Source organism: Nocardia sp. NPDC059228, assembly GCF_042754245.1.
Classification (GTDB): Bacteria; Actinomycetota; Actinomycetes; order Mycobacteriales; family Mycobacteriaceae; genus Nocardia.
The window spans coordinates 1-23,089 of the sequence record NZ_JBHZAL010000031.1 but is presented as its reverse complement, the minus strand read 5'-3'; the positions used below and the strand labels follow the sequence as shown (position 1 = coordinate 23,089).

Here is a 23,089-nt window from a genome sequence, read left to right as displayed (position 1 = left end):
CTCAGGCGGATCCTGATGTTGTGGAACGAACGCCCTTCTGCGCTCCGCAACGCCGCGGTGGTGTCGTCTATCCACGACACCACCGCTCGGGGGAAACATGTTCACCGATCGGGAGGCGTTGGACTTGGGAGGGCGTTGGACTGCCGCAATGGGAGAGTGGCGGCCGAGGCTCGAGTCGCCTGCTCCACCGATTCACACGTCAACTCGAGGGTAAATGTTTGGGCAAGTCTAGGTGCCGATTGCATGGATGGAGCGCAGTGTACGCCGAGCACGTAACATTCAACGATTTTCGGGTTGTCTGGGTTACCGAAAGATCTACCTTCATTGCCTACTGTGAACGCTATCCGGGATTGTTCGCCAAAGACCCCTGGTCAGCGGTGCGCGCTAGACGGAGCCTGGAGGACCTGGCGCGCAATGTGCTGGTGTGCAGCGACATTTCGTGAGTTCCGCAGGGTAGTGCGCTCGAGTCCGTAGAAATACACCGAAGGGCACTTCATGCGGAGAAGGATTCCGATGCCACACCGTCGAAGTCGTCGACATATCCCCTGGGCAGCTTCGGCTCGTGTTCGAAGGCCGCTCGATGAAAGCTGTGATCGCATGAGCATCGTGATGATCGTCGAGGTGATTTCCATCTGGACGCTTCTAGGCCTGTTTTTCGGCTGGGTCATGATGGGTGGCAAACGCTGACCGCTTTTGAGGACGGTCCTCAATCGGACAATTCGATCGAAACAACCAGGCTGGGTCGGATTCGCATCGAGATCGCGTCAGCCGCCGCCTCGAGGTTCTGCCACAGAGCGCCGAGGCGGCGGCTGGACTCGCCCAGTCCGCCCGCTCCCGAGTCCCGCCAGGAATTTCAAGGATTTGATGCGGCTTAATCCTGCAAACCCATGGCCAGCCACGACCGAACGGCTAGAGTCACCTGCTATGAATCCTGAGGGTGCGAACACGCGGGCCCGGCGACGTGTGCGGACGGACCGGGGGAACGGCAGCACGTGGGTGACAGCGAGGACACAGACGGTCACAGATCTGATGTCGGCGCGCCTGCGGAAGCGCCAGAGCTACCCGTCAGCCACCACGGTGATCTGCGACGGGTGTTGGTATTGCTCGGCGAGATCCGAGGCATCGGGGCGCGTGCGGTCCGGATCCGTGACAGAGCTGAACACACTCGACGGTTCCCGGTGGCCTGGAGAACTCGCCACAGTAATACCCTTTCGTCGCCCGATGCCGATGAACGATTGCCGATGAACGACGGAGCAGCAGAGGGGTCGCCACCGCCGGCCGTGGCAGCGCACAGCTCACCTGGTACACGCGAGTATCAGCGAACTCCGGTATCTACGCAGATCGACAAGCCGACGATCGGGCCACCGAACGATCGAACAACCGCCCGGCCCGAATTTGTGACCTTCCAGGTTCGAAGGGACTTCTCATACAAAGATGTCAAGATCAGATCCTGACCGGAACCGAATTGCATGAGGTCTTCGAGGTCAGAGATTGCCTTTGAACTTCGCAATCGGGTGGTGGCATCCCTAGCCGAATCGCCCCCTGGCGTACATCCTGACCAATATTCGCATTTTGCCCGTTTTGCACGAATAAGCCAGGTGACACGCCAGCATGTGGCAATGCTTGACGTCCTAGTCTGCGGTGGATAGGTTTCCGGTCGATTCCCACCCGCGCGTCGCTTACGGCCGCGATTTCAGCGGTTACCGAATCGCGCGGTTCGCGGGCCTGATCTGCGGGGGTGTCGACTCACAGTCTGAACTTCCATAGCACAGAGCGGATGTAGGTATTCCATACAGGCGTTTCGGCCGTCCCCGCCGAGCGCTCGCAAGTTAATGAGGCTCGACTCGAGATCGAATTAGAACGTACGCGCGAGAATTACACCGGCAGTTGTGGCGTAGCAGCTGAAATTCTCTTTCCATATGAAAGGCGTTCAATGAGCACAGGCAAACATAGAGTTCCCCACCAGCCCCGATACAAATTGGCGTCCTTGGCCGTCGTGGGGGTAGTTCCAGTGACGTTAGGGCTGGCGGGAACCGAGCCTGCGAACGCCGCGCCGACTGACAGCACCGAAGTGTCACAGTCCGACCGGTCTCAACGGGACCAGCGTCTGGCCGACCCGTCTGGGCCCGGCCGAACTCAGCCTGACGGATCGCAGCCTGACCGGCTCCAGGGCGACCAGCCTCGATCCGACCAGCCCGTGCAGTGGCCCGCGGCTGAAGCACCCAATGTGCATCCGTACCAAGGCCTTCGGATTCCAGATGACACGCTGAGCTCGCTGCAGTGGGCGCGTCCGATGCCGGAAAACAAGTACCTCGCTCCCTTGGGAGAATTGCATGCGCCCGTGCCGGTAGCCCCGGTGCCGCCAATTGCGCCCCCGCCTGGCAAATTGCGCTTCGGTGACGTGCAAGTCGATTCACCGGAGTGGCTGAATCGTGAACAGGCAATCCAGCTGAACGATGGCGCCGCCCAGGCCGAGGCGGCCACGGCAACCTTCCTCGACTCGATCGGAATGGAGCGCAGCCGGTCCGACCGCGTCGCAGGAGAAATTATTGGCGGCGCTGCGGTCGGCGTAACGGCAGGGGCAGTGGCGGCGAGCCCCTTCGGGCTGTTCGGTGGGGTCGTCGGCGGCATGATGGGCACGGCGATCGGCCTGCCGTTTGCGCCCATCGGCCTTGCGGCGGTTCCCGTAGGCGCTGCTTACGGTATGGCCCTCATGGAGGTTCCCATTGCGGCCATCGGTGCCGGCATCGGCGCATCTCTCGGTGCGATGCATGCCCTCAGCGCACCGCCGCGGGCGGTCGGCGATTGACACTCGGTAGACGGCCCGTGGGACGGATGTCATACGAGGATCGAACCGCCTCGAGCACGGCCTGGTAGGGATAGGCCACGTCGAAACCGCACCCGCGGATGCATTCACACCGTCCTGGCCTCCCAAAACTGGGGCCCGACCTCGGGCGGGTCGGCATTCGCGGGTGACGTTTCGGTGCGCCTGCGTGCGCAGCAAGTTCACGAACCGAACCTTCGAGGCACCAGTGTCCTCACTCGCGCCGCCCACGACGCGGCCGCCTACGGCTCGTACTCCAGGGCGAAGCCGTCACCGCCGCGAAATTCCTGATCACCGCATACGACCTGCGTGCAGGATCTCCAATCCGCAATCGACGCATCCAGTTGGACCCCGCCTGCGCCTGGCCAGGACGCACGACTGTGGGTGTGTCCAGCAGAACGTGCAGGCGGGCGATGAAGGCGTCGATGCCGCCGTAGCGCACGAGGACCTGCGCGAGCAGTTCGTGCACGGTCGATCACGTAGCTAATCCCGAGATATCGGTGACCTTCCGTGCCTTAGCACTCTCGATTCGTGCCACCAGCGCGGCATTCGGGCCGGTCCAGCACAGGATCTCGATACGGTGCGGTGCGGGTGAGCCGATCGTGGAGTGTGGCGAGAATCAGGGTGCGGTTATCGCGCCGCATTCTCACTTCGGATCATCCGCCCGGGGTCACAGTGGACGACTCCGGAATCGATGCCCCGCTTCGCCGACTCCGAGCGGTGCATCGTGCTCGGCGGCCGGGTGGATCGGCCCGCAGACTCTTTCGATCCACTCGGCCTGAGCAGCAATTGGACAGTCACGGTGGAAATGGTCGTTCGAGGGGAAGTGCTGGAGTGCAGATGTTCATCACCGGCCGGGTCAGCCGCCGCGGCGGTGAAGCCCACATCGTCATCGGTGCACCGCGGCCGGTCGCGGGGTCCGCCCAGGGTGACAAGGTCTGCCGCGTCGAAATCCGCCACGCGGGCACCACTGTCCGGCTGCATCCCCAGCCGGGATCCATGCGGGCGGCACTCGACAACGCGCTGTGTGAAGTCACCCAGCATCTGGGCATCGACCTACCGGTGTTGCTCGCACACGTCGCGATCGGGCCCGCGGTGCCCGAGCCCCAGGTCGCACGGCGCCGGCACGGGCAGCGTCGAAGCACGTCTGCATGAACCTCTCGAACTCCTCGGACGATTCCAGTCGATGACCACCACCGACCACGCGGAACGGCTGAGGGTGCGTTGAACGCAGTCTGTGTGGGGTCGGGTCGGCTCGACCAGGCCGAGATCATCGTGTTTCGTCGTGCCGGACTGCTGCCGAAATCCTCGATACAGTCCGAGCCGCCGGCGCCGAGGCCGTATTCGTGTCCGGCGCAGTGCATTTCGAGGGCGGCAAGGTGCCTGCACGGCATGTCAGGTGACAACCGCCCGATACGCTCTGGCAGGGCAGGCCACTGAGAGATAGCCGCATCTCGGCGTTGACCCGAAGTCGCGTTTGGGTTTGCTGGACAGGTCCGAAGCGTCGCCCGGTGCAGTGAATCGTGACATGCTTGCTTACGAGGCTTCGTATCGGTGACCCTCGTCGGCGGGAATTCCGGAAGTCGGTGCGGTAATGCGATATCCGATCGGACGATCCTGGGAGCCGGGCACATGCCCGACCGCGCCCGGCACGGTGCCGCAGCGACCGATCTGCCCAGGTCACCTGCAATACACACGGGGCGGGCGTGAATAGCCCACGGCTACCGCTGACGCCCGGGTCGACGTTCGGGAAGTATCGGCTGCGGCGGTTGATCGGTTCCGGCGGAATGGGCAGAGTGTTCGAGGCGCTCGACACCACCAAGGGCCGGGTGGTTGCCTTGAAAGTGCTGCCCGAACAACTGGCCGACGACCCGGTCTATCGGGCCCGGTTCCGGCGCGAATCCCACATCGCAGCAGTGCTGCAGGAGCCCCACGTCATCCCTATCCATGACTACGGCGAGATCGACGGGCTGCTCTACATCGACATGCGGCTGGTGCGCGGCGAAAGCCTGGGCACCGTGCTGAGAACCGCAGGCCCCCTGCCACCCGAGCAAGCCGTCGCGGTGATCGGACAGATCGCCGCCGCGCTCGATGCCGCACACCACGAAGGCCTGATCCACCGCGACGTCAAGCCCGACAACATCCTGCTCACCCACGACGGGTTCGCCTACCTGGTCGACTTCGGCCTGGCCAACACGAACACCGACGAACGCCTGACCAAGACCGGTTCGGCGATCGGGTCGTTCAACTACATGGCACCCGAGCGTTTCCAATCCGGCCCGACCACGGCGGCTGTCGACGTGTATGCGCTGGCGTGCGTGTTGCACGAATGCCTGACCGGCACCCGCCCCTACCCGAACGACGGCAGCGACGCCGCTGTCATGCACGCACACATATTCGAACCTCCACCCCGACCGAGCACCCGCGCACCGGGAGTACCGGTCGCGATCGACGCTGTCGTTGCTCGCGGCATGGCGAAGTCGGCCGATCAGCGCTACGCCAGCGCCGGCGAACTCGCCGCCGACGCCCGCGCCGCACTGGCATCCCCGCCCAGCGACGCCGAAGACGGCAGTCCCACTGTCACAGTCGACGGCGAGCCCACCGTTACGGCGCGTTCCACACCTGTGGCGACATCCACACCCGAGGCCCGAGCTGTGCCGGCGGGCAGGCGCCGACCGCGCCGCCTCTGGATCGCCGCTGCCGCTGCCGCGGTCGTGGTCGCCGCGGCCTTCGGCGCCTGGCCGCTGCTCCACAAGTCCGGACCAGGGACAGGGCCGGCGAAAGCCGAATTCACCGACGACGATGTCACCCTGCTGAAATTCCTGCCCGCGGCGTACAGCCGCAGCACTTGTCATCACCAGAACCCGGGGACCTACGGGGACAAAGCCCATCTCGCATGCGACGGGCTTGCCGAAATCAGTTCGGCCAGCGGCGATTTCCATCTGTTTCCCAATACCGATGCACTACACCTGACCTACCGCCGCGTGACCCGCGATCTACACGCCAGCAGCTGTCCGGGCGATCCACCCGGCCCCGACGGCCCCGTGACGAAGGCCGGCAGGGAGGTCGGGCGGATGGCCTGCTTCACGAGTGCGACGACGACCCCGCCGACACCGGCGCTGATCCAAACAGACGAGGCGGCCTTCGTCATAGCGGTTTTCTTCTTCGACGAGTCGGCCGGCGGCAGCGCCGCATTGGCCTATCAGGTGCGCGACAAGGGAGACGGGAATTCGCTTTTCAAGACCACTCCGGCGGACCCTGACTTCTACACTCCGGCCGACCGCGTTCTGCTCGCCAAACTCCCCGCCTCCTACAACCCACGGTACTGCCGACACGTCGAACCGCCCTCCAACAATGTGAGCGCGGCCGCTTTCTGCTTCGGTAACGAGTCCGGTGCACCGTTTGCAGCTTTCTCGCAGTCTCCCGACCATGCGGCCGCGAGCCGGGTTTTCGATTTCTTCAGGACCCTGCTCGACGGCCACGCGTGCGACGATGCGACGGTTCCCGACCAATCGTGGATTCGCAAGGGCACGACGGTCGGCCGGTTCGCCTGCGCCACCGATCGATCTACCGGGCAGCCCTTTCCTTCGCTCCTCGCTGTGGATCAGAGCGCTGATACCGTCGTCGGCTTCCTATCCGACCGTCCCGATTCTCCCTACAACCGTCCCAAGTCCGAACAGGAATTGGTCGACTGGTTCAAGAGGAACTTTCAGTAGACGCCGGTGTCCGGGGCCGCGGCATGACGGCTCCCGATCCCGGTCCGTTCGGCCCGGCAGCCGCCGACACGATGCACGCGTGTCCGGCTCGCGTGCCAGCCGATCCTCGATCACCCCACGTCGCAGGAGCTGCTCGTCCACCGTATCGGTCTCGACATGCCAAAGGGGCCTACCCGAACCAGCGGGCGAACGCCGGTTTGAATAAGCCCCTTATGGTGGTTCTAGCTGGGATCGAACCAGCGACCCCTCGCGTGTGAAGCGAGTGCTCTCCCGCTGAGCTATAGAACCGCGGGTGTCGCCGAGGCGACTGTCCGGACCGGCGTTTGCGGTGCCGCTCGAACGAGAATGAAGACTACACACCCGGTTGCTGTCACACCAAATCGCGTGCACAACAGCGTAAAACTGAGGTTTCTGAGGGTGGTGTGGTGGGTGAGGCTTCACCGGCACGTTGCCGAAGCGACACGGGCCCGTCGCCCGGGCGCGGTGGGATGGACCGCGATTCGCGCTCTTCCGGTTCCCTCCGCCCCGGACGACCGGCGGAACTACACGCCTGTAGTTCAGATTTACCCCCTCCTACCAGGCGATTTGTTACCTGCGCAGATCGTCGGCTAATGTTCTCTCTCGTCAGCGGGACAGCCGAAAGGCGCCCGGGACGAAATGCGGATGTAGCGCAGCTGGTAGCGCATCACCTTGCCAAGGTGAGGGTCGCGGGTTCGAATCCCGTCATCCGCTCGAGAGGCCAACACGGCCTGCTTGGCGGTGTGGCCGAGTGGTGAGGCAACGGCCTGCAAAGCCGTGCACACGGGTTCGATTCCCGTCGCCGCCTCTTCTTTTTGAAGAGCAAAAGACCCGCGCGATTAGCTCAGCGGGAGAGCGCTTCCCTGACACGGAAGAGGTCACTGGTTCAATCCCAGTATCGCGCACCATGTTTCATACAGATCAGGCCCGGCTCACGCCGGGCCTTTCTGCTGTCTCGGGCAAGATCGGCGGGGCGCCCGCGCGCGGTGATCGGCGAGATCTATCGTTGGTTTGTTGATGCGTCTTGGACGTCATCGGCGAGCAGTGGCGAGGATGAGGACAGTTTCGGGCCCGGCCCGGTCGGATCATCGAATCGTCGAAGGGATACGTGATGGCGACGGTTTCACCCGAGAGCGTCGGCGCGAGCGACGAGCACGAACCCGTTTTCCACCCCTACCATCACCCCGCGGCCGGCTGGGGTGCGGCCAAGAGCGTGACCGGTTTCCTGGCCCGCGAGGGCGAGCCCATCATCGGGCCGCGCGCGATCCTGAAGATGAACCATGAGAACGGCGGCTTCGACTGTCCCGGGTGCGCATGGCCCGACGACATGAAGGGCCTGCATCTCGACATCTGCGAGAACGGCATCAAGCACGTCACCTGGGAGATGACCCACAAGCGCGTCGGGCGCGAATTCTTTGCGGCCCATACCGTCGCGGAGCTGTCGGGGTGGAGCGAGTTCGACCTGGAGAATCAGGGCCGGCTGACGGAACCGATGAGCTACGACCCCGATACCGACCGCTACGTCCCCATCTCCTGGCCGGACGCGTTCGAGACGGCCGGGCGCGCGCTGCGAGAGCTCGACGACCCGAATCGGGCGGCGTTCTACACGTCCGGCCGGCTCGGTAACGAGGCCACGTTCCTGTATCAGCTGCTCGCGCGGGAGCTCGGCACCAACAATCTGCCGGACTGCTCGAACATGTGCCACGAAGCCAGTGGCCGCGCGTTGCAGGCCTCGCTCGGAACCGGCAAGGGCACAGTCGATCTGAAGGATTGGGAAGCAGCGGACGCGCTGTTCATCCTGGGGGTCAACGCGGCCTCGAACGCGCCGCGCATGCTGACGGCGCTGGTCGAGGCCCACAAGCGGGGCGCGCGGATCGTGCACATCAATCCGCTGGTCGAGGCCGCGGCGCGCAAGGCGATCATCCCGCACGAATTCCTCGCGATGGCCACCTTCCGGGCGACGCCGACCAGCAACCTGAACCTGCAGCCCCACATCGGCGGCGATATGGCCCTGCTCCGGGGCATGGCCAAAGCCGTTCTGGAGCAATCGAAGTCGGACCCGAAGGCGCTGGACCACGAATTCATCGACCGCTACACCAGCGGGTTCGACGCCTATCGCGCGGTGTGCGAGGCGACCTCGTGGGCCGAGATCGAACAGCTGTCCGGAGTCAGCGAAGCGCGAATCCGCGCGGCGGTGGACATCTACCGTGCCGCCGACCGCACCATCGTCAGCTGGTGTCTGGGAGTCACGCAGCACGAACACGGCGTCGATACGGTGCGCGAGATCGTGAACCTGCTGCTGCTCCGCGGCAATCTGGGCCGCGAGGGCGCGGGTCCGTCCCCGGTGCGCGGGCACAGCAATGTGCAGGGCAACCGCACCTGCGGCATCGACCACCGGCCCACCGAGGCGTTCCTGGAACGGCTCGGCCAGGTGTGCGGCATCGAGCCGCCGCGCGCGCACGGCCTGGACACGGTCGCCACCATCGAGGCGATGACGGCCGGGCGGGTGAAGGTGTTCATCGGGATGGGCGGGAATTTCGCACTCGCCGCGCCGGACACCGCCTACACCTTCGAGGCATTGCGCAACTGCGAGTTGACGGTTCACGTCAGCACCAAACTCAATCGCAGCCATCTGGTGCACGGACGCCGTGCGCTCATCCTCCCCTGCCTGGGCCGCACCGAGAAGGACATGCAGCGCAACGGGATCCAGTCCACCTCGGTGGAGGACTCGATGAGCATGGTGCACCTGTCGACCGGCATGAAGAAGCCCGCGTCCCCGCATCTGCTCTCAGAGCCGGCGATCATCGCCGGGATCGCGCGGGCCGCGCTGCCCGACAGCCGCACCCCCTGGCAGGACTACGTCGGCGACTATGACCGCATCCGCGACACCATGGCCGCCGTCCTGGACGGATTCGAGGACTTCAACCGCCGGGTGCGGTTGCCGCTCGGGTTCCGGATCCGCCAGCCCGCACGCGAACTCGTCTTCCGCACGCCGTCGGGGCGCGCGGAGTTCTCCGCGGCCCCCTTGCCGCAACTGGCACAGAACGCGGATGTGCTGACGCTGGCGACCATGCGCTCACACGACCAATGGAACACCACCATCTATTCGGACAACGATCGCTACCGGGGCATCAAGAATCTGCGCACCCTGATCTTCATGAACACCGACGATATGCGCGAGCGTGGGCTCGGCGAGTTCGACGAGGTCGACATCACCAGCATCGCCCGGGACGGCAGCACGCGGAAGCTGAGCGGCTACAAGGTCATTCCCTATGACATTCCGCGAGGTTGCGCGGCCGGGTACATGCCGGAGATGAATGTGCTGTGCGCGATCGGCGACCACAGCACCCAGAGCGACCAGCCGATCATGAAGAACGTCAATGTACGGGTCGAGGCCTCGGGTCGCTGACCGGGCCTCGCGAATACAGAGCTTTCGACACTCGGCTCACGGGCGAGGTTCGGGCGTCGGCGCCGCCCCGATCCTCGGCCGGGAGTTCGGGCTGCGACGGCCCGGGAGTCGTCCGCGGTCGGGTGGCGACGGCTACACAGATACCGATGCCCACCCCGAGGATGGTGTCCGTGCCGCGGTCGAGCAGTAGCCGAACCGGGTCGGCGGGCGCGGCGAGGTCGGTCATCACCATGATCAGCGGGGTGAAGAAGCCCAGTGCGAGAGCGTAATTGCGGGCCATGAACAGTTCGGTGGGAAACAGCAGCAGTAAGACCAGCACCCCGAGCAGAGCCGCGGGCAGATGCGGCAACAGCAGGATCGCGGTGGCAGCCAGGCCGACGAAAGTCCCCAATACGCGGTGTATCCCGCGCAGCACGTGGCCGCGCGTACCCTGGGCCGCCAGGGGTACCGCAGCCGCGGCCATCGCCCAATTGGCATGGGCCACACCCCACCCCACCCCGATCGCACCGGCGAGCGCGACCGCGAGGACATAGCGGCCGGCGTAACGCACCGACTCCCCCGGCTCGAACGCCCGGACTTCCGCGGTCGGCGCGACGCTGTCGGCGTGGAGCGTCCCGAGCAGGACGCAGAGCAGCGCGGTGGCGGCGAACAACGACAGTCCCGGCAGTGGTGCGGCCGCACACGCGGGAACCGACGCCAGCGCACCGAGCGCGAACAACCCGAAGAAGGGCCCGCCGGGCCGCAGTCCGGCGCGGTCGGCGAACAACGAACCGGCAGCGGCGAATCCGGTCTCGACGGCGACCAGGAGCACCGGACGGGCATGGATCGCCGCCAGCAGGACGCCGATCGCCGCGCCCGCACCGATCAGCGCGGTCGCGAACAGTTGGTGCCGAAGGCGTGACCAGCGCGTGCGGCCACGCCCGTACATGCCGATGAAGGAGCCGAATACCGCGAACACCAGAAGATCCGTCCGGCCCGCCAGCACCAGCACGGTGCCGGGGATCGCCAGCCCGGACGCGACGCGCACCGCATGGTGGTGGTCGTCGCCGCGGGGCCCGACCACCAGCAGGTCCCGTGTCAGTCCGCGTATCAGGTGCACAGCCGGTCTCCGATCGTCGTACGAGCAGCTCCGCATCGCCTGCCGGTGACGCCACCGGGCATAGAGATACGGCACGCCCACCGACGGTGTGAGCCGGAGTTCGCGCGAGGTGGTGACGGACGAGCGGACCGACGCTCACGATCCGACAACGGAGGGGACACCGATCCGCGGGTATTCGTCCGCGAACCCATTGTCGTCGATCATGAATGCCCATTTCAAACGGCAATTCTTATCCCCCGATAAACAGCGCCGATCAACGCCGGTCGACCCGGCCCGGCGACCACCGGATCTCGGCGCGGCGGTGCACCGCCCGGCAATCAGCGCACTTAATTGACCACCGCAGTCCCCGGAGATCAGCCCACCGCGAACCACCGCGCTCCCCGGAGATCAACACGCTGCTGAACTACGCTGGGCGATCTGTGGGCTCGTGCTCGACGACATCGGGGCGCGCGGCGCGGGCGGTTTCGATCAGGGCCCGGGCCAGCGTAGAGACCGGTTCGTCCGACTGGATGACCAGCGCGATCATCGAGCCGACGGCAGGATCTCGCAGGGGCACGACCCGGGCTCCGGCGGGTGGCGGCGTAGTGCGCAGCCACGTCGAGGGGATGACCGTGGCCCAGCGACCGGTGGCGACATGCGCGAAAAGGGTTGCGACCGAGTCGGTTTCGAGACGCGGGTGCGCGACCAGATTGCGGGCGGCAAGGGCGGCGTCGACCAGCTGGCGGCCTCGCATTCCGGGATTCAGCAGGCACAGCGGCAATTCCACGATGTCGATCCAGTCGAGGGGGCTCGTCCGCTCGGCGACCAGGTCGGCGCCGACGAGCAGCACCTGCTCTTCGCGGTACAGGGGCGTGACGGTCAGTCCGGAGGTGTCCTGCCCGTCGGGGTAGATGACGCCCGCGTCGAGTTCGAACCGGCGCAACCGATCGACGATGTCCGCGGAGGCCAGGCTCGTCTCGACGTGGACCCGCACCAGCGGATGCGCGGCGCAGAACGGGTCGGTGAGCAGCGCGATGGTCGCGGCGGAAGCGGGGATGACACCCAGCCGCAGCTCGCCGGACAGACCGGTCCGCAGCGCGGTGACCTCCTGTTTGAGCGCGTCGTGGTCGGCCAGGATGCGACGCGCCCACAGCACCAGCCGCTCCCCCTCGGGTGTCAGCCCCTCGAAGGTGCGGCCGCGCTTCACGAGCGGCACCTTCAATTCGTTCTCCAGTTTGCGTATCGCCTCCGACAACGCCGGTTGCGACACGTAGCAGGCGGCCGCCGCCCGCGCGAAATGACGCTCCCGCGCGAGCGCGACGAAATACTCGAGCTGGCGGAACAACATGGCCCTATTCGATCACGCCGATCCCGTGGTGCCTGCGGCCGATTCACTTCATGGGCCGCCACCGTGCGGATTCCGGTCGCGGTGATCGGCCGGAGGCCCGCTTCCCTCGCTGGGCATCGATTCGGGATCCCCGCCGTCGCCGAGCTGTCTACTCACTCGGGGGTCTTTGTCCGCTTCGGGGTCGCTGCGACAGAAATGCGCGTGAGTTGGTTACTCTGCCTTGTCACGCCGTTACGGATTCGCTCGACTCACGTTCGATCGACCCGGGGTTCGCTGGACCACGCGGCTGTTGCCCTACATCGATGACTCGAGATCGTTCACATTCGGTTCGTGCAGGAGGTGGGGTAATGGAGGCCGGGGTCGGCGTGGATACCCGAGACGGGTTCGATGCGGTCGAACACGCGCGCGAGATGGCCGGGCGGCGCTTCCGGCTGGACGGGTATTACGAGGTCGGGCGCGAGAAGGTGCTGGAGTTCGCGGCAGCGGTTCAGGACGAGCATGCGGCGCATTGGGATGACGAGGTCGCGGCCGCGCTGGGATATTCGGCATTACCGGCTTCGCCGACGTTCGTGGCCCTGCTGGGCGGCCCGGTGCTGCACGGGGTGAGCGGGCTGCTGATGGGTTATGACCTGCGGGCTTCGGTGCACACGGATCAGGTGCTGGAGTTCCATCGGCCGGTTGTGGTCGGGGATCGATTGACCAGCAATGTGGTGCTGCAGTCGTTCCGGCAGGCGTTCGGCGGGGACATGCTGGTGTTCGAGAATGTCGTCACCGATCAGTGCGGCGAGGCGGTGGTCACCGGGACGACCAGCATGATCTCGCGGTCGGACCGGTCGGCACAGACCGCGGAGTTGGCGCAGCGGATCGGGGCGCTGGTGCACCGCAGTCTGGACACGTTCGTGCGGCATGCGCCCGAACGGGTCGAGCTCGTCGATTGGATCCCCACGCCGGCCACCTACCGGAGCACCCACTCGCGGGCAGTCGGCTCGCTCCGCGAATGCGATGAGTTGCCCAGTCGCACAGTCTTTCTCACCATCGGCGATCTGGTCCGCTACGCGGGGGTGGCGGGCGACGCGAATCCGATCCATTGGCACCCCGACGCCGCCCGCATGGTGGGTCTGGAGCGTGGCGTGGTCGCGCACGGCATGCTCACCATGGCCTACGCCGGCGCCTTCGTCACATCCTGGCTGGGTGATCCGGGCGCGCTGAAGCGGCTGAGTGTGCGCATGAGCAATCCGGTCTACGTGGGCAGCGAGGGGCCGACCGCGATCGAATTCACCGGCAAGGTCAAGTCGATCGATCCGGTGGCCGGCACCGCCGCGGTCGCGATCACCGCAATGCACGAGGGCCGCAAGGTATTCGGCCGCGCCACCGCCGTGATCCAGCTGAGCTGATCCGCCCCGGCCGACGTCACCGGCGGTCACGTCCGGCAATCAATGTGAACGCTGGGAGCGGATGAGGGCTCCTGGCCGGGCGCCGGTGTCCTCGCCGTCGCGGAGCACGACCTCGCCGGAGACGATGGTCGCGCGGTAGCCTTCGGCGCGCTGCAGCAATCGGCGAGCACCACCGGGCAGGTCATAGGCCATGGCGGGCGGCAGCAGGCGCAGCGCCTCGAAGTCGATCACATTGAGGTCGGCCTTCTTACCGACGGCGATGACGCCGCGGTCGTCCAGGCCGTACATCTGGGCGGTGTCGTAGGTCATCTTCCGGATCGCGAGGGGCAGCGGAATGCGTTCGCCCCGCGCACGATCGCGCGCCCAGTGGGTGAGCAGGTAGGTGGTGTTGGAGGCGTCGCAGATCGCGCCGACGTGCGCGCCGCCGTCGCCGAGACCCACCGCGGTGGCCGGATGCAGGAGCATCTCGCGGATCGGATCCTGCGTGAAGCGGGAGTAGTTGAGCAGCGGGCGGTAGAACAGCGCCCGGCCGTCGCGGGAGAGCAGCTGGTCGTAGATGTAGTGGAACGGTTCGACTCCGGCGCGGGCGGCGTCGCCGGCCAGGCTGGCTTCCGGGTCCGGTTCGTAGTCGGGCGGGTCGCCGAGGGTGAATGTGCGGTCGAGTCCCATGCTGATGAAGGCCATCGGATTGTCGGGGAGATCGGCCTCGGTCAGGATCGTCTCGCGCAGCGCGGGATCGCGGAGTTCGGCGACGAGGGCGTCCAGGCTCTGGCCCGCGCGCTCGACCGCGGCCTGGTAGGAGGGCCGGAACGAAAACGGGTTGAAGGTCTGCAGGCCGATCAGCAGGCCCAGCGGCCGTGCGGAAACCTGTGGGCGCACCGGGATTCCGGAGTCGAAGGCGGCGGCGGCCGCGTCCAGCAGGCGTTTCCAGTCGTCGGGTGCGCCGTCGTGCTGCAGCAGGCCGAAACTCACTGTGCGGCCGGTCTGTTCGGCGAGGCGCAGCATCCAGGCCAGTTCGCGATCGGGGGCGGCGAGATCTTCGCCCATGATGCCGGCGGGGGCGAGTTCGAACACGCCCGCCCCCGCGTCGGCCAGCGCCTGGCCGATGCCGAACAGTTCCTCCTCGGCGGCGAAGGTGCCGGGCACGGGTTCGCCGTCGATGGCGCGGTGCACGATCGTGCGTGAGGTCGAGAAGCCCAGTGCCCCGGCCTCGATGCCCTCGCGCACCAGTTTGGCCATCATGGCGATGTCCTCGGGCGAGGCCGGGTCGTTCTTCGCGCCCCGCTCCCCCATCACGTACGCGCGCACCGCGCCGTGTGGCACCTGTGTGCCGACGTCGATGGCCAGCGGCAGCCGGTCCAACGCGTCGAGGAATTGCGGGAAAGACTGCCAGTCCCAGCGGATTCCGGTCGACAGCGCCGCGCCCGGAATGTCCTCGACGCCCTCCATCAGCCCGATCAGCCATTCCCGCTTCTCCGGAGTGACCGGGGCGAACCCGACTCCGCAGTTCCCCATCACCACGGTCGTCACGCCGTGCCAGCAGCTGGGCGTGAGCTGCGGGTCCCAGGTGATCTGCCCGTCGTAATGCGTGTGGATGTCCACGAAGCCCGGGGTGACCAGCAGCCCCGTCGCGTCGATCCGGTTCTGCGCCACCGCGTTCGCGAGCGCCCCGGGCGCGGCGATCACCGCGATCCGTCCGTTCTCCACCGCGATGTCGGCCGGATACGGTTCCGCTCCGGTCCCGTCGACGATCGTGCCGTTGCCGATGATGAGTGAGTAGCTCACGAGAGGTCCTAGCAATCCAGATTCGCTAACACTGCACAGATTAACTAGACATGACGTCAGCGAAGCGGGAATCGGGAGAATCGGTTCTGATCAGCGCGTTCACGCGCGGGAAATTATGGTGGAGCCCATGAGAATTCGGCGGTGGCGGCGGGTTTATCTGGCCGCCGAGTACGCGGCGTTGTTCTTCGGCGGGACGACCCTCTACAACGCGGTACTGCGGGGGAAGCCGCCGATTCCGGCGCTGCTGGTGCTGGGGACCGGGGTGACGGTGTATCTGCGGCGGTCGAAGGGATTCGATCGAGGGTCGCTGTGGCGGGCGGAGGCGTTCCCGGAGCAGGCGCGGTCGATGGCGGTGACCGGCGCAGCGAACGCTGCGGCGCTGACCGCCGTGACCGCGGCACTGCGCCGGGAGGATCTGTTCGATCTGCCGCGGCGGAATCCGCTGATCTGGCTGGCGGTGATGGTGCTGTATCCCGCTCTGAGCGTGTATCCGCAAGAGTTGATCTTCCGGTCGTTCCTGTTCCACCGCTACCAGCCGGTGTTCGGTGACGGACGGGCGATGGTGGCGGCCAGCGCCGCGGCATTCGGATACGTGCACATCGTGTTCGGAAGCTGGTTCTCGGTGGCGGCGAGCAGCGTCGGCGGGTGGTTGTTCGCCGCGCGGTACATGCGGACGCAGTCGCTGTTCACCGCCTCCGTCGAGCACGCGCTGTACGGGATGTTGGTGTTCTCGGTCGGGCTGGGACGGCACTTCTATCACGGCGCCGCTCCGGCCGCCCGAATTCAGTTGGGGGCCACCAGAACCGCCTGACGCGACGGTGCGGACTGGGCGAAGACCGCCACGGTGACGATGAGCACGAAGGCCAGCAGTGCCGTCGTGGTGCGGGCGAGGTGGAACAGCTCCCAGCGGTGCAGCAGCTGGGCATAGTCGGCGGGGACCGGGCCGACCGCCCACTGCTTGATCTTGCCGTTGATGGGGACGTTGCCGAATCGCGTGATGACGAAGCTCGTCACCTCGAGGCCGAACGAGGTGGCGGCCAAACGGCGCACGAGACCGCCGCTGTAGACGGCCAGCAGCAGTGAGGTCAGCGCGGCCAGCGCCATGGTCGATTGCATGACGGGACCGTTGACCTTCATGAGGGCGGTGTGGAAGGTGAAGCGGACGTCCAGGGGGACGGTCTTGAATGCCTGGGCGACATTGATCAAGCCGTAACCGAATGCGCCGCACAGGTATCCGGTGGTGAGCAGAGCGGCTGCGGTGAGCAGGCGGGTGCGCATAGGGCGAGCCTTTCGAGAGGTCAGTGGTGCGCAGATAGTTCATATTTCTGAACAGTTCTGATTTTTGAACCTGTATCCTGAATCTGTCAAGACAGCGGTTCGACATCGATCGGAGGGTTCGTGCCTCGTTCACCGCGAGCGGCGGACACCGCGGGCGCACCGGTGAGCGCCGAGGAGCAGCGGCGGCTCGAGGCGCTGGCGCCGCTCATCGCCACGCATTTCCGCCGCGCCCACGGCGATATGCCCTCGACCCTGCGCACGTCCTTCGAGGCGGACGGGCTGGGCAATCGCCACGGCGCGGTCCTGGCCCAGGTGCTGGCCGCGGGCAGCATCAGCGTGAGCGAGCTGTCCCGTCGCCTCGGCATCAGTCTCACCAACGCGAGTCAGCTTGCGGGAGAACTGAATCGGGCCGGCTGGCTGCAGCGCCACAACGACCCGGACGACAATCGCCGCACCCTGCTGTCACTCCCCGACGACCGCCGCGACGATGTGGCCACCTTCATCAACCGGCGCTCCGACGCCCTGCTGCGCGCCATGTCCCGGCTCGGCGCCGAGGAACGCCGGGGCTTCCTGGCCGGCCTGCAAGCCTGGGCCGAGGAAGTCGACCGCTGACGGCTGCCCTGCTTATCGACCGCCTCACATTCCGCTGGTAGCGGGGCCCTGGCGACCGACCAGCATAGGCTGATCGGGCAGACTGGCCGGGTGGGAAACCTACCTGTGGCAGCGATGATCTGCGCGTTCATCGGTGCGATCCTGTTCGCGGTGTCGGCGGTGGCGCAGCAGCGGGCCGCGGCGGATGTGCCCGAAGGGGATGCGCTGGTCGCCAAGTTGATTCGGAATCCGCGGTGGCTGGCGGGTTTGATCGGGGACGCGGGCGGTTTCGCGTTCCAGGTGGCGGCGCTGGCACTGGGCTCGGTGCTGGTGGTCCAGCCGATCCTGGTGACGGCGCTGGTGTTCGCGTTGCCGCTCGCCGCGCACTACAGCGGCCGCCGGGTGACGGCGGTGATGTGGATGCAGGCGGCGGCGCTGTCGATCGCGCTGGCCTGCTTCCTGGTGGTCGGGGACCCGACCCAGGGGGTGACCGAGGCGCCCTGGCATCGATGGATGCTGCCGCTGGGTTTGACGCTGGGTGCGATCGTCGCCGGCATCGCGGTGGCAACCACCGTGCGGGTGCCGACCCTGCAAGCCTTGCTGCTGGGCACGGCCGCGGGTCTGCTCTTCGGTATCTCCGCCGCTCTCACCGAGAATGTCACCCAGCTGTTCCGGGTCGGCATCGGCACCGCACTGACCAGCTGGGAGCTCTACGTGCTGGCCGGGTGCGGCATGCTCGGCCTGTACGTGCAACAGCGCGGCTATCAGGTCGGCCCACTGTCGGCCTCGCTACCCGCCTTCACTGTGGCCGAACCGCTGGGCGCGGCCTTCCTCGGCATGACGGTCCTCGGCGAGCGGCTGCGCTCCGGCCCCGTCGGCACCGCCTTCGTCGCCGCGTCGGTCGTCGTCATGTGCGTTGCGGCGGTGCGCCTCTCCCGCGCCCAGGCCGTCCCCGCCCAACCCCGGCCCGCCACCGACTGACCATCGCCGCCACGCCCGAAATCCCCCGTTTTCCTGGCGATTTGCATTGACCACCCACCCATAGGCTAATGTTCTGTCCCGCAAGCCAATCGGCCCACAAGGCCGGGCGAGCACGCGGATGTAGCGCAGCTGGTAGCGCATCACCTTGCCAAGGTGAGGGTCGCGGGTTCGAATCCCGTCATCCGCTCCACGGGGGATTTTTTCGGCGCGATTAGCTCAGCGGGAGAGCGCTTCCCTGACACGGAAGAGGTCACTGGTTCAATCCCAGTATCGCGCACCAGAGTTCGACCAGATCAGGCCCGGTTCCTGCCGGGCCTCTCTGCTGTCGTGAACTCAATATGAACCGAGGTCGGTAAGCTCGATCTGAACTGAGGGCCCGGCTCTCAGGTGCGCCCGTCACGGCCATCATCGAGCCGGACCCCACTGCCGGCACGGCGTCGGGCACATCGGGATGATGGGATCGGATTGTCGCCCATACGTTCTCCGACGCGGAGACGAGCAGTCCGGTGATGGTGCCGGAGTCGGTCCTGGGCGCGCAGGCCAACTTCGGCACCCCAATCTTCCAGTGACGCTCGAACCCAAGTCCTGTTCGACTGCGTCACAGGGCATTTCACGGCTCAGCCCATCGAGGTCACTCGAAAGAGCGATCGGGGTGGTCCGGCAGAAGCGGGCCGAGGGGGCCGAGGTCGATATTGAGATCTTCCGGGGTGAGTCCGAAGTGATCGCGTAGTTCGTCCATGCGTTGTTCGAGCAGCATCAGGGTGGTGCCGATGCGTTCGATCTGGGCATCGGTGAGGTCGCCCGCGTCGACACGGCGTAGCGCTTGCCGCTCCATCAGTTGCCGCAGTAGCTCCACCAAGGTGAGGACCAGGGTGACCAGCCCGCGCTCGACCGATTCCGGATCGGTGTCGATTCGCGGTGGGATGCCGCCGAATTCAGTCATCGCCGGCCGGTCCTTCCGGTACCTCGCGCGTCACGGCACCGACCGGCGCGTACAGGGTGCTGATGGAGGAGATGAGGGCTCGTAGCGAGATCTGAACCAGATCGACGTCGGCGATGGCGAGTTTGATGTCGCCGGAAATGACCACGCCACCAGCCAACACTCGGTCCAGCAGGTCGACGAGTGCGACGCGGCGCTCGGCGTCGACGGTGGAGTCGGCCCGAGTCATGTCGGCCCTCGTGTCAGGCCTGCGAACGAATACGGCGGCCAGGGGCCGGTGAGTTCGAGCCGGATGCCTGGGAATTCGGCGCCGAGCGTCGTGACGGTTGTGGTGAAGTCGTCGGTGCGGTCGTCGTCTACGAGGTATGTCCCGTTGAGTAGCATCCAGTCCCGGCGGCCGCTTACCGCCGGATCGGTCAGCGGCTGGCGTCGTCCCGCCGCAGCGTGGTGAACCAAGCGCACGTGAATCTCCTCGGCGCGCTCTGCCGCATCGCGTTCCACGCTCTCCTGCGCGGACAATTGCGCGCGTCGCCGGGCCAGATACGCGGCCCCTGGCGTCATTGTGCCGACCTCTTCCGCGGACCTGGCCTCGGCAACGGCAGTGGTGAGGGCAGCACGATCGCCGTAGGCCCTGACACCCCACTCGGTACGGCCGCTCACCAGCTGCAGGGCGGCGTCGAAGTCCGCTTGCCGCTCATCGAGCAGCTCACGCACGCGATTGTCGTCGCGGAAGACGGTGGCGAGCCGGAGCGGGACGGCCGGACCTCGGCGCACCATGGCGGATACGACCGCGTCGTGTGCTCGTGCTGTCGCCTCCAGCCAGTCGAGATCCTCGAAGTTGCGGCGTAGTGGTTGCTCCCCGAAAACGTCCAGCGGCACCGAGCCGACGACTGCTGTCAGGTCCCCAGCGGCGACCGTCCGCACCGGTTCGCCCGCGACTCCGGTCAGTGCGCTCAGCTCCGCCGCGCCGTCGCGGCGGGGTGCCACCACGTACAGCCAGACTGCGAAATCACCGGTCACGATCGTTCTTTTTTCCGCTCGCGGCCGCGTTCGATGGGTTGACGGTGTTCATTTGCCGCCTCCAGTTCGGCGATCCGGTCTCGGAGTTCCCTGTTCTCGAGTTCGAGGTCGGGTTCCTTCCGTTCCAGCGCGTGGGCCTTGCTGTTGAGCCAGGGGTCGGTCTCCCACCAGTCGATGCCCACTGCCCTGGCCGTCTCCAGGGATGCGATCACCAACCGTAGTTTGATGGTGAGCAGTTCGATATCGAGGAGGTTGACCTGGATGTCGCCTGCGATCACCAGACCCTTGTCGAGGACCCGTTCCAGGATGTCGGCAAGGTTGGTCGACTGGTGCCCACCCCCGTAGGGCTGGGGCGCGTAGGAGCCGCCTCCGACGACCGTCATCGCTGATTCCTGAGTTCGATGTCGGTGCTGCCGCGCGTGTAGCGTTTGATTCTGCGGCTGGCCAGCAGATTCTCGTCGAAATCGATCTCCACCTCGTAGAGTGCCATGATGTCCGCCGAGGGCGGGATGCGGCGATCCTCCAGTGCCTCGATTTCCACGAGCCAACCATCCTCCGTCGGTTCCACGCGCGTGACGCCCTGGAGGTCGTTGGAAGTCAGTTCTGCGAGGCGTTCGATGGCCACCGCGGCGGCTTGCGCCGCAGTGAGGGCCGGTTGTTCATTCGATGCCGAGTGAACATTGTCCGAGTCGTTGGAAGTGGTGTCGCGGGCCACGTGAGTCACTCCTTCCGGTCGATGAGGCCTGCCCCGGAGCCGGTCATGCGATCCAGGGCCGCTCTCTGCGCTTGCTCGGCCTGTTCTGCGGACAAGTCACCGCGCGCCGCGGCGCTATCGATCTCCTCGAGTTCGCTCCGTAGTGCCGCGGGATCGTGTAGCTGCCGTTCGACCTGGTCCTGGATCAGTTCGCCCACCCAGATCACACCGCGAACCGGCGCGAGGGGCAGCGAGAAAATCGATGAGAACAGACCCATATCTCAGTCCTCGGGGGCTCGTTTCGTGACGAAGTCGTAGGCCGCCATCGGTCCGAGCAAGTTCAGCTCCACCCGGCCGTCCCAATCCGCGATGAGCCGGCGCACCGTTTCCTCCAGCTCTTTTCGCCGGGCCGATTCGACCAGTACCGCTAGGTGGACGGCGTCCTCTTCATGGCTGGGTTGGCGCTGGTTGACCAGTGCTTCGAGTTTCTCGAGTTCGGAAATTACCTTTCCGGTGTCCTCGGCTCGCTTGGCCTCGATGGCATGATTGATCAGCTCGCCCAAGGCGATTCGCGCGTCGCGGGTGGCGTCTTCGGGTTTGCCGCGGATCTCGTCTTTCAGTTGCGCGGCCTGGGCGTTCTCGTCGAGGAGTTCCCGCAAGATCGCATCTTCGATGTAGCGTCCCCTGATCACGAACTGGACCCGGCCCTCGAGTTCCTCGAGGGCGGCGCGGAATTCGTCCTCGTTGGCCTCGAGCAGTTCGTTCTCCACCGCGTCGGTGTCGGTCATGACCGCACCGAACCGCAGCGGCAGCACCGGACTGACGGCGGCCGATCCGTCCAGCAGTTCCTCGTGGGCTCTGAGGTCTGCGGGTGTGCCCAGTGGCCGGTCGGACTCGAGTGTGCTGACCAGCGCGGCGATCGCGCCGTGCCGCACCACCGTGACTTCACTCGGTGGATCGCCGACACCGGTGGCGTGTGGTTCGGCCTCGACGTCGGCGGGCACGATGCCGTAGACGTATACGGCTGTTGATCCGGGAGCCATCACTCCTCCTCACGTTCGGATGGCCTGCGCGCTGTCTGACGCTGCTTGTTCACATCGCCGAGGAAGTCGGCGACCTTCTCGCCGGCCGCCTCGAGTGCGCCCTTCGTCTTGTGTTTCGAGGCGCCTTCGGTGACGTCGCCGACGATGTCGGTCAGGCCCTTGGGCTCGCTGCTCGAGATCTCGAGCCGGTTGACCGCTTCGGCGAAACGCAGATAGGTGTCGACGCTGGCCACCACGACGCGTGCGTCGATGGTCACCAGTTCGATGCCGACCAGCGACACGCGGGCGAACGCGTCGATGACCAGGCCTTTGTCGAGGATGGTGTCGACGACATCAGCCAGGCTGGAAGAGTTCGGCCGCGCCAACGTGCTGGTTGCGCCGCCGCCTGCGGGTTCGATAGTCATCTGTTTGCTCCTTCACTCTCACGCGACCGGCGGGCCGCCGGACTCTTGCGGCGGGCGGCCGAACGATTGGGAGGCGGCTCTGGTTCTTCTTCCTCGTCCGTGGCGCGCTGATCCTCGTCGTGCTCGTCGGCCTCGTCTTCCTCGGCCTCTTCCGTTTCTTCATCTTCTTCATCGGCGCGATCTTCTTCGGATTCCCTGCGCCGTGCGGTTTCGTCGTCTTCGACGACCTGGCTGTCGTGGATCTCGCCGTGCCAGCCGACGATGTCGTCACTGTGCAGCACAGCCTCGGTCATGACGTGCCGCTGGAAGTGCTTGAGTTCCAGCCGGCAGCGGCGACCTGCCGCGCGCCACAGATTGGCGGTCTTCTCGAACACTCCCCCGGGGTGGTATTCGAGCACGACGAGGATGCGGGTGAGGTCCGGGGTGATCTCGTGGAAGGTGACCGCACCGTCGATATAGCCCTTGGCGCCTTTGGAACGCCACACGATCCGCTCGAACGGCACCTGCTCGAGGATCGTGGACTCCCAGGTGCGTCTGGACCAGAACACCTTGCCGGTCCAGGAGAG

Annotated in this window: 22 protein-coding genes and 6 tRNA genes; 13 read left to right on the top strand and 15 right to left on the bottom strand. The window is 66.1% G+C overall.

The window, feature by feature from the left end:
- Nucleotides 1-2,293 precede the first annotated feature (2,293 nt).
- Nucleotides 2,294-2,809 (top strand): hypothetical protein, encoded by a 516-nt coding sequence (locus tag ACFXKA_RS33450; protein ID WP_354836694.1) that lies wholly within the window; start codon nucleotides 2,294-2,296, stop codon nucleotides 2,807-2,809.
- A 229-nt stretch (nucleotides 2,810-3,038) separates the two neighbouring features.
- Here ACFXKA_RS33450 and ACFXKA_RS33445 read toward each other — a convergent pair whose 3' ends face one another.
- Nucleotides 3,039-3,293, bottom strand: coding sequence for a hypothetical protein (locus ACFXKA_RS33445; protein WP_379430337.1), 255 nt, complete (start codon nucleotides 3,291-3,293; stop codon nucleotides 3,039-3,041).
- Between the two features lie 371 nt (nucleotides 3,294-3,664).
- Here ACFXKA_RS33445 and ACFXKA_RS33440 point away from each other — a divergent pair, with 371 nt between their 5' ends.
- A complete protein-coding gene (locus ACFXKA_RS33440; protein ID WP_379430336.1) occupies nucleotides 3,665-3,979 on the top strand; it encodes a hypothetical protein in 315 nt (104 codons plus the stop codon).
- Between the two features lie 551 nt (nucleotides 3,980-4,530).
- The gene (locus ACFXKA_RS33435; RefSeq protein ID WP_379430335.1) at nucleotides 4,531-6,540 is read left to right on the top strand and encodes a serine/threonine-protein kinase; all 2,010 of its coding nucleotides are present in this window, start codon (nucleotides 4,531-4,533) and stop codon (nucleotides 6,538-6,540) included.
- Between the two features lie 213 nt (nucleotides 6,541-6,753).
- Here ACFXKA_RS33435 and ACFXKA_RS33430 read toward each other — a convergent pair.
- Nucleotides 6,754-6,828, bottom strand: a tRNA-Val gene (locus tag ACFXKA_RS33430).
- A 371-nt stretch (nucleotides 6,829-7,199) separates the two neighbouring features.
- Here ACFXKA_RS33430 and ACFXKA_RS33425 point away from each other — a divergent pair.
- The 4 genes from ACFXKA_RS33425 (at nucleotide 7,200) to ACFXKA_RS33410 (ending at nucleotide 9,967) form a co-directional block, all read left to right on the top strand.
- A tRNA-Gly gene (locus ACFXKA_RS33425) sits at nucleotides 7,200-7,272 on the top strand.
- 23 nt (nucleotides 7,273-7,295) lie between these two features.
- Nucleotides 7,296-7,366 (top strand) — tRNA-Cys (locus ACFXKA_RS33420).
- Nucleotides 7,367-7,391: 25 nt separating this feature from the next.
- Nucleotides 7,392-7,466: transfer RNA gene (locus tag ACFXKA_RS33415), tRNA-Val, on the top strand.
- 203 nt (nucleotides 7,467-7,669) lie between these two features.
- Nucleotides 7,670-9,967, top strand: coding sequence for an FdhF/YdeP family oxidoreductase (locus ACFXKA_RS33410; protein WP_379430334.1), 2,298 nt, complete (start codon nucleotides 7,670-7,672; stop codon nucleotides 9,965-9,967).
- Here the strand turns inward: ACFXKA_RS33410 and ACFXKA_RS33405 are convergent.
- Both ACFXKA_RS33405 and ACFXKA_RS33400 read right to left on the bottom strand, forming a co-directional pair.
- Nucleotides 9,936-11,066 (bottom strand): FUSC family protein, encoded by a 1,131-nt coding sequence (locus tag ACFXKA_RS33405; protein ID WP_379430333.1) that lies wholly within the window; start codon nucleotides 11,064-11,066, stop codon nucleotides 9,936-9,938. The two genes, ACFXKA_RS33410 and ACFXKA_RS33405, sit on opposite strands and share 32 nt — an antisense overlap.
- Nucleotides 11,067-11,469: 403 nt before the next feature.
- The gene (locus tag ACFXKA_RS33400; RefSeq protein ID WP_379430332.1) at nucleotides 11,470-12,393 is read right to left on the bottom strand and encodes a LysR family transcriptional regulator; all 924 of its coding nucleotides are present in this window, start codon (nucleotides 12,391-12,393) and stop codon (nucleotides 11,470-11,472) included.
- A gap of 347 nt (nucleotides 12,394-12,740) precedes the next feature.
- Here ACFXKA_RS33400 and ACFXKA_RS33395 point away from each other — a divergent pair, with 347 nt between their 5' ends.
- Entirely contained in the window at nucleotides 12,741-13,787 is a 1,047-nt protein-coding gene (locus tag ACFXKA_RS33395; protein WP_379430331.1) for a fused (3R)-hydroxyacyl-ACP dehydratase subunits HadA/HadB, read from the top strand.
- Nucleotides 13,788-13,826: 39 nt separating this feature from the next.
- Here the strand turns inward: ACFXKA_RS33395 and ACFXKA_RS33390 are convergent, their stop codons facing one another.
- Nucleotides 13,827-15,572, bottom strand: coding sequence for an amidohydrolase family protein (locus ACFXKA_RS33390; RefSeq protein ID WP_379430330.1), 1,746 nt, complete (start codon nucleotides 15,570-15,572; stop codon nucleotides 13,827-13,829).
- A 127-nt stretch (nucleotides 15,573-15,699) separates the two neighbouring features.
- On the opposite strand from ACFXKA_RS33390, the gene ACFXKA_RS33385 reads away from it, so the two are divergent.
- The gene (locus ACFXKA_RS33385) at nucleotides 15,700-16,383 is read left to right on the top strand and encodes a CPBP family intramembrane glutamic endopeptidase (protein WP_379430329.1); all 684 of its coding nucleotides are present in this window, start codon (nucleotides 15,700-15,702) and stop codon (nucleotides 16,381-16,383) included.
- Here the strand turns inward: ACFXKA_RS33385 and ACFXKA_RS33380 are convergent.
- Entirely contained in the window at nucleotides 16,356-16,850 is a 495-nt protein-coding gene (locus ACFXKA_RS33380) for a DUF1772 domain-containing protein (RefSeq protein ID WP_354836714.1), read from the bottom strand. The two genes, ACFXKA_RS33385 and ACFXKA_RS33380, sit on opposite strands and share 28 nt — an antisense overlap.
- A 120-nt stretch (nucleotides 16,851-16,970) precedes the next feature.
- On the opposite strand from ACFXKA_RS33380, the gene ACFXKA_RS33375 reads away from it, so the two are divergent.
- From ACFXKA_RS33375 to ACFXKA_RS33360, 4 genes are all read left to right on the top strand, one after another.
- Nucleotides 16,971-17,462, top strand: a complete 492-nt coding sequence (locus ACFXKA_RS33375) for a MarR family winged helix-turn-helix transcriptional regulator (RefSeq protein ID WP_379430328.1) — start codon at nucleotides 16,971-16,973, stop codon at nucleotides 17,460-17,462.
- A 90-nt stretch (nucleotides 17,463-17,552) separates the two neighbouring features.
- Nucleotides 17,553-18,422, top strand: a complete 870-nt coding sequence (locus ACFXKA_RS33370) for a DMT family transporter (protein ID WP_354836718.1) — start codon at nucleotides 17,553-17,555, stop codon at nucleotides 18,420-18,422.
- Between the two features lie 114 nt (nucleotides 18,423-18,536).
- Nucleotides 18,537-18,612, top strand: a tRNA-Gly gene (locus ACFXKA_RS33365).
- A 15-nt stretch (nucleotides 18,613-18,627) separates the two neighbouring features.
- Nucleotides 18,628-18,702 (top strand) — tRNA-Val (locus ACFXKA_RS33360).
- A gap of 351 nt (nucleotides 18,703-19,053) precedes the next feature.
- Here the strand turns inward: ACFXKA_RS33360 and ACFXKA_RS33355 are convergent.
- The 9 genes from ACFXKA_RS33355 to ACFXKA_RS33315 form a co-directional block, all read right to left on the bottom strand.
- Nucleotides 19,054-19,365 (bottom strand): gas vesicle protein K, encoded by a 312-nt coding sequence (locus ACFXKA_RS33355; protein ID WP_354836720.1) that lies wholly within the window; start codon nucleotides 19,363-19,365, stop codon nucleotides 19,054-19,056.
- Nucleotides 19,358-19,591, bottom strand: coding sequence for a gas vesicle protein (locus tag ACFXKA_RS33350; protein WP_379430327.1), 234 nt, complete (start codon nucleotides 19,589-19,591; stop codon nucleotides 19,358-19,360). Before ACFXKA_RS33350 ends, ACFXKA_RS33355 begins: the two co-directional genes overlap by 8 nt.
- Nucleotides 19,588-20,382 carry a GvpL/GvpF family gas vesicle protein gene (locus tag ACFXKA_RS33345; protein WP_379430326.1) on the bottom strand — a complete coding sequence of 265 codons (795 nt, stop codon included), beginning with the start codon at nucleotides 20,380-20,382 and terminating at the stop codon, nucleotides 19,588-19,590. Before ACFXKA_RS33345 ends, ACFXKA_RS33350 begins: the two co-directional genes overlap by 4 nt.
- The gene (locus ACFXKA_RS33340; RefSeq protein WP_354836724.1) at nucleotides 20,379-20,765 is read right to left on the bottom strand and encodes a gas vesicle protein GvpJ; all 387 of its coding nucleotides are present in this window, start codon (nucleotides 20,763-20,765) and stop codon (nucleotides 20,379-20,381) included. The genes ACFXKA_RS33345 and ACFXKA_RS33340 overlap by 4 nt, the downstream gene beginning before the upstream one ends.
- The gene (gene gvpO / locus ACFXKA_RS33335) at nucleotides 20,762-21,097 is read right to left on the bottom strand and encodes a gas vesicle protein GvpO (protein ID WP_379430325.1); all 336 of its coding nucleotides are present in this window, start codon (nucleotides 21,095-21,097) and stop codon (nucleotides 20,762-20,764) included. The genes ACFXKA_RS33340 and gvpO overlap by 4 nt, the downstream gene beginning before the upstream one ends.
- Before the next feature lie 5 nt (nucleotides 21,098-21,102).
- Nucleotides 21,103-21,354: a gas vesicle protein GvpG gene (locus ACFXKA_RS33330; RefSeq protein WP_379430324.1), complete on the bottom strand. Its 252-nt coding sequence runs from the start codon at nucleotides 21,352-21,354 to the stop codon at nucleotides 21,103-21,105.
- Nucleotides 21,355-21,357: 3 nt separating this feature from the next.
- A complete protein-coding gene (locus ACFXKA_RS33325) occupies nucleotides 21,358-22,119 on the bottom strand; it encodes a GvpL/GvpF family gas vesicle protein (RefSeq protein ID WP_379430323.1) in 762 nt (253 codons plus the stop codon).
- Entirely contained in the window at nucleotides 22,119-22,523 is a 405-nt protein-coding gene (gene gvpJ, locus ACFXKA_RS33320) for a gas vesicle protein GvpJ (protein WP_354836732.1), read from the bottom strand. Before gvpJ ends, ACFXKA_RS33325 begins: the two co-directional genes overlap by 1 nt.
- Nucleotides 22,520-23,089, bottom strand: a 570-nt coding sequence (locus ACFXKA_RS33315; protein ID WP_379430322.1) for an SRPBCC family protein, incomplete at its 5' end; no start/stop codon positions are given. The genes gvpJ and ACFXKA_RS33315, both read right to left, overlap by 4 nt.

Excerpts from the sequence above, each read along its gene's own strand:
- ACFXKA_RS33450 (WP_354836694.1), top strand. The coding sequence starts at position 2,294 with ATGCCGGAAAACAAGTACCTCGCTCCCTTGGGAGAATTGCATGCGCCC.
- ACFXKA_RS33440 (WP_379430336.1), top strand. The coding sequence starts at position 3,665 with ATGTTCATCACCGGCCGGGTCAGCCGCCGCGGCGGTGAAGCCCACATC.
- ACFXKA_RS33410 (WP_379430334.1), top strand. The coding sequence starts at position 7,670 with ATGGCGACGGTTTCACCCGAGAGCGTCGGCGCGAGCGACGAGCACGAA.
- ACFXKA_RS33400 (WP_379430332.1), bottom strand. The coding sequence starts at position 12,393 with ATGTTGTTCCGCCAGCTCGAGTATTTCGTCGCGCTCGCGCGGGAGCGT.
- ACFXKA_RS33395 (WP_379430331.1), top strand. The coding sequence starts at position 12,741 with ATGGAGGCCGGGGTCGGCGTGGATACCCGAGACGGGTTCGATGCGGTC.
- ACFXKA_RS33385 (WP_379430329.1), top strand. The coding sequence starts at position 15,700 with ATGAGAATTCGGCGGTGGCGGCGGGTTTATCTGGCCGCCGAGTACGCG.
- ACFXKA_RS33380 (WP_354836714.1), bottom strand. The coding sequence starts at position 16,850 with ATGCGCACCCGCCTGCTCACCGCAGCCGCTCTGCTCACCACCGGATAC.
- ACFXKA_RS33355 (WP_354836720.1), bottom strand. The coding sequence starts at position 19,365 with ATGACTGAATTCGGCGGCATCCCACCGCGAATCGACACCGATCCGGAA.
- ACFXKA_RS33350 (WP_379430327.1), bottom strand. The coding sequence starts at position 19,591 with ATGACTCGGGCCGACTCCACCGTCGACGCCGAGCGCCGCGTCGCACTC.
- ACFXKA_RS33340 (WP_354836724.1), bottom strand. The coding sequence starts at position 20,765 with ATGACGGTCGTCGGAGGCGGCTCCTACGCGCCCCAGCCCTACGGGGGT.
- ACFXKA_RS33330 (WP_379430324.1), bottom strand. The coding sequence starts at position 21,354 with ATGGGTCTGTTCTCATCGATTTTCTCGCTGCCCCTCGCGCCGGTTCGC.
- ACFXKA_RS33325 (WP_379430323.1), bottom strand. The coding sequence starts at position 22,119 with ATGGCTCCCGGATCAACAGCCGTATACGTCTACGGCATCGTGCCCGCC.
- gvpJ (WP_354836732.1), bottom strand. The coding sequence starts at position 22,523 with ATGACTATCGAACCCGCAGGCGGCGGCGCAACCAGCACGTTGGCGCGG.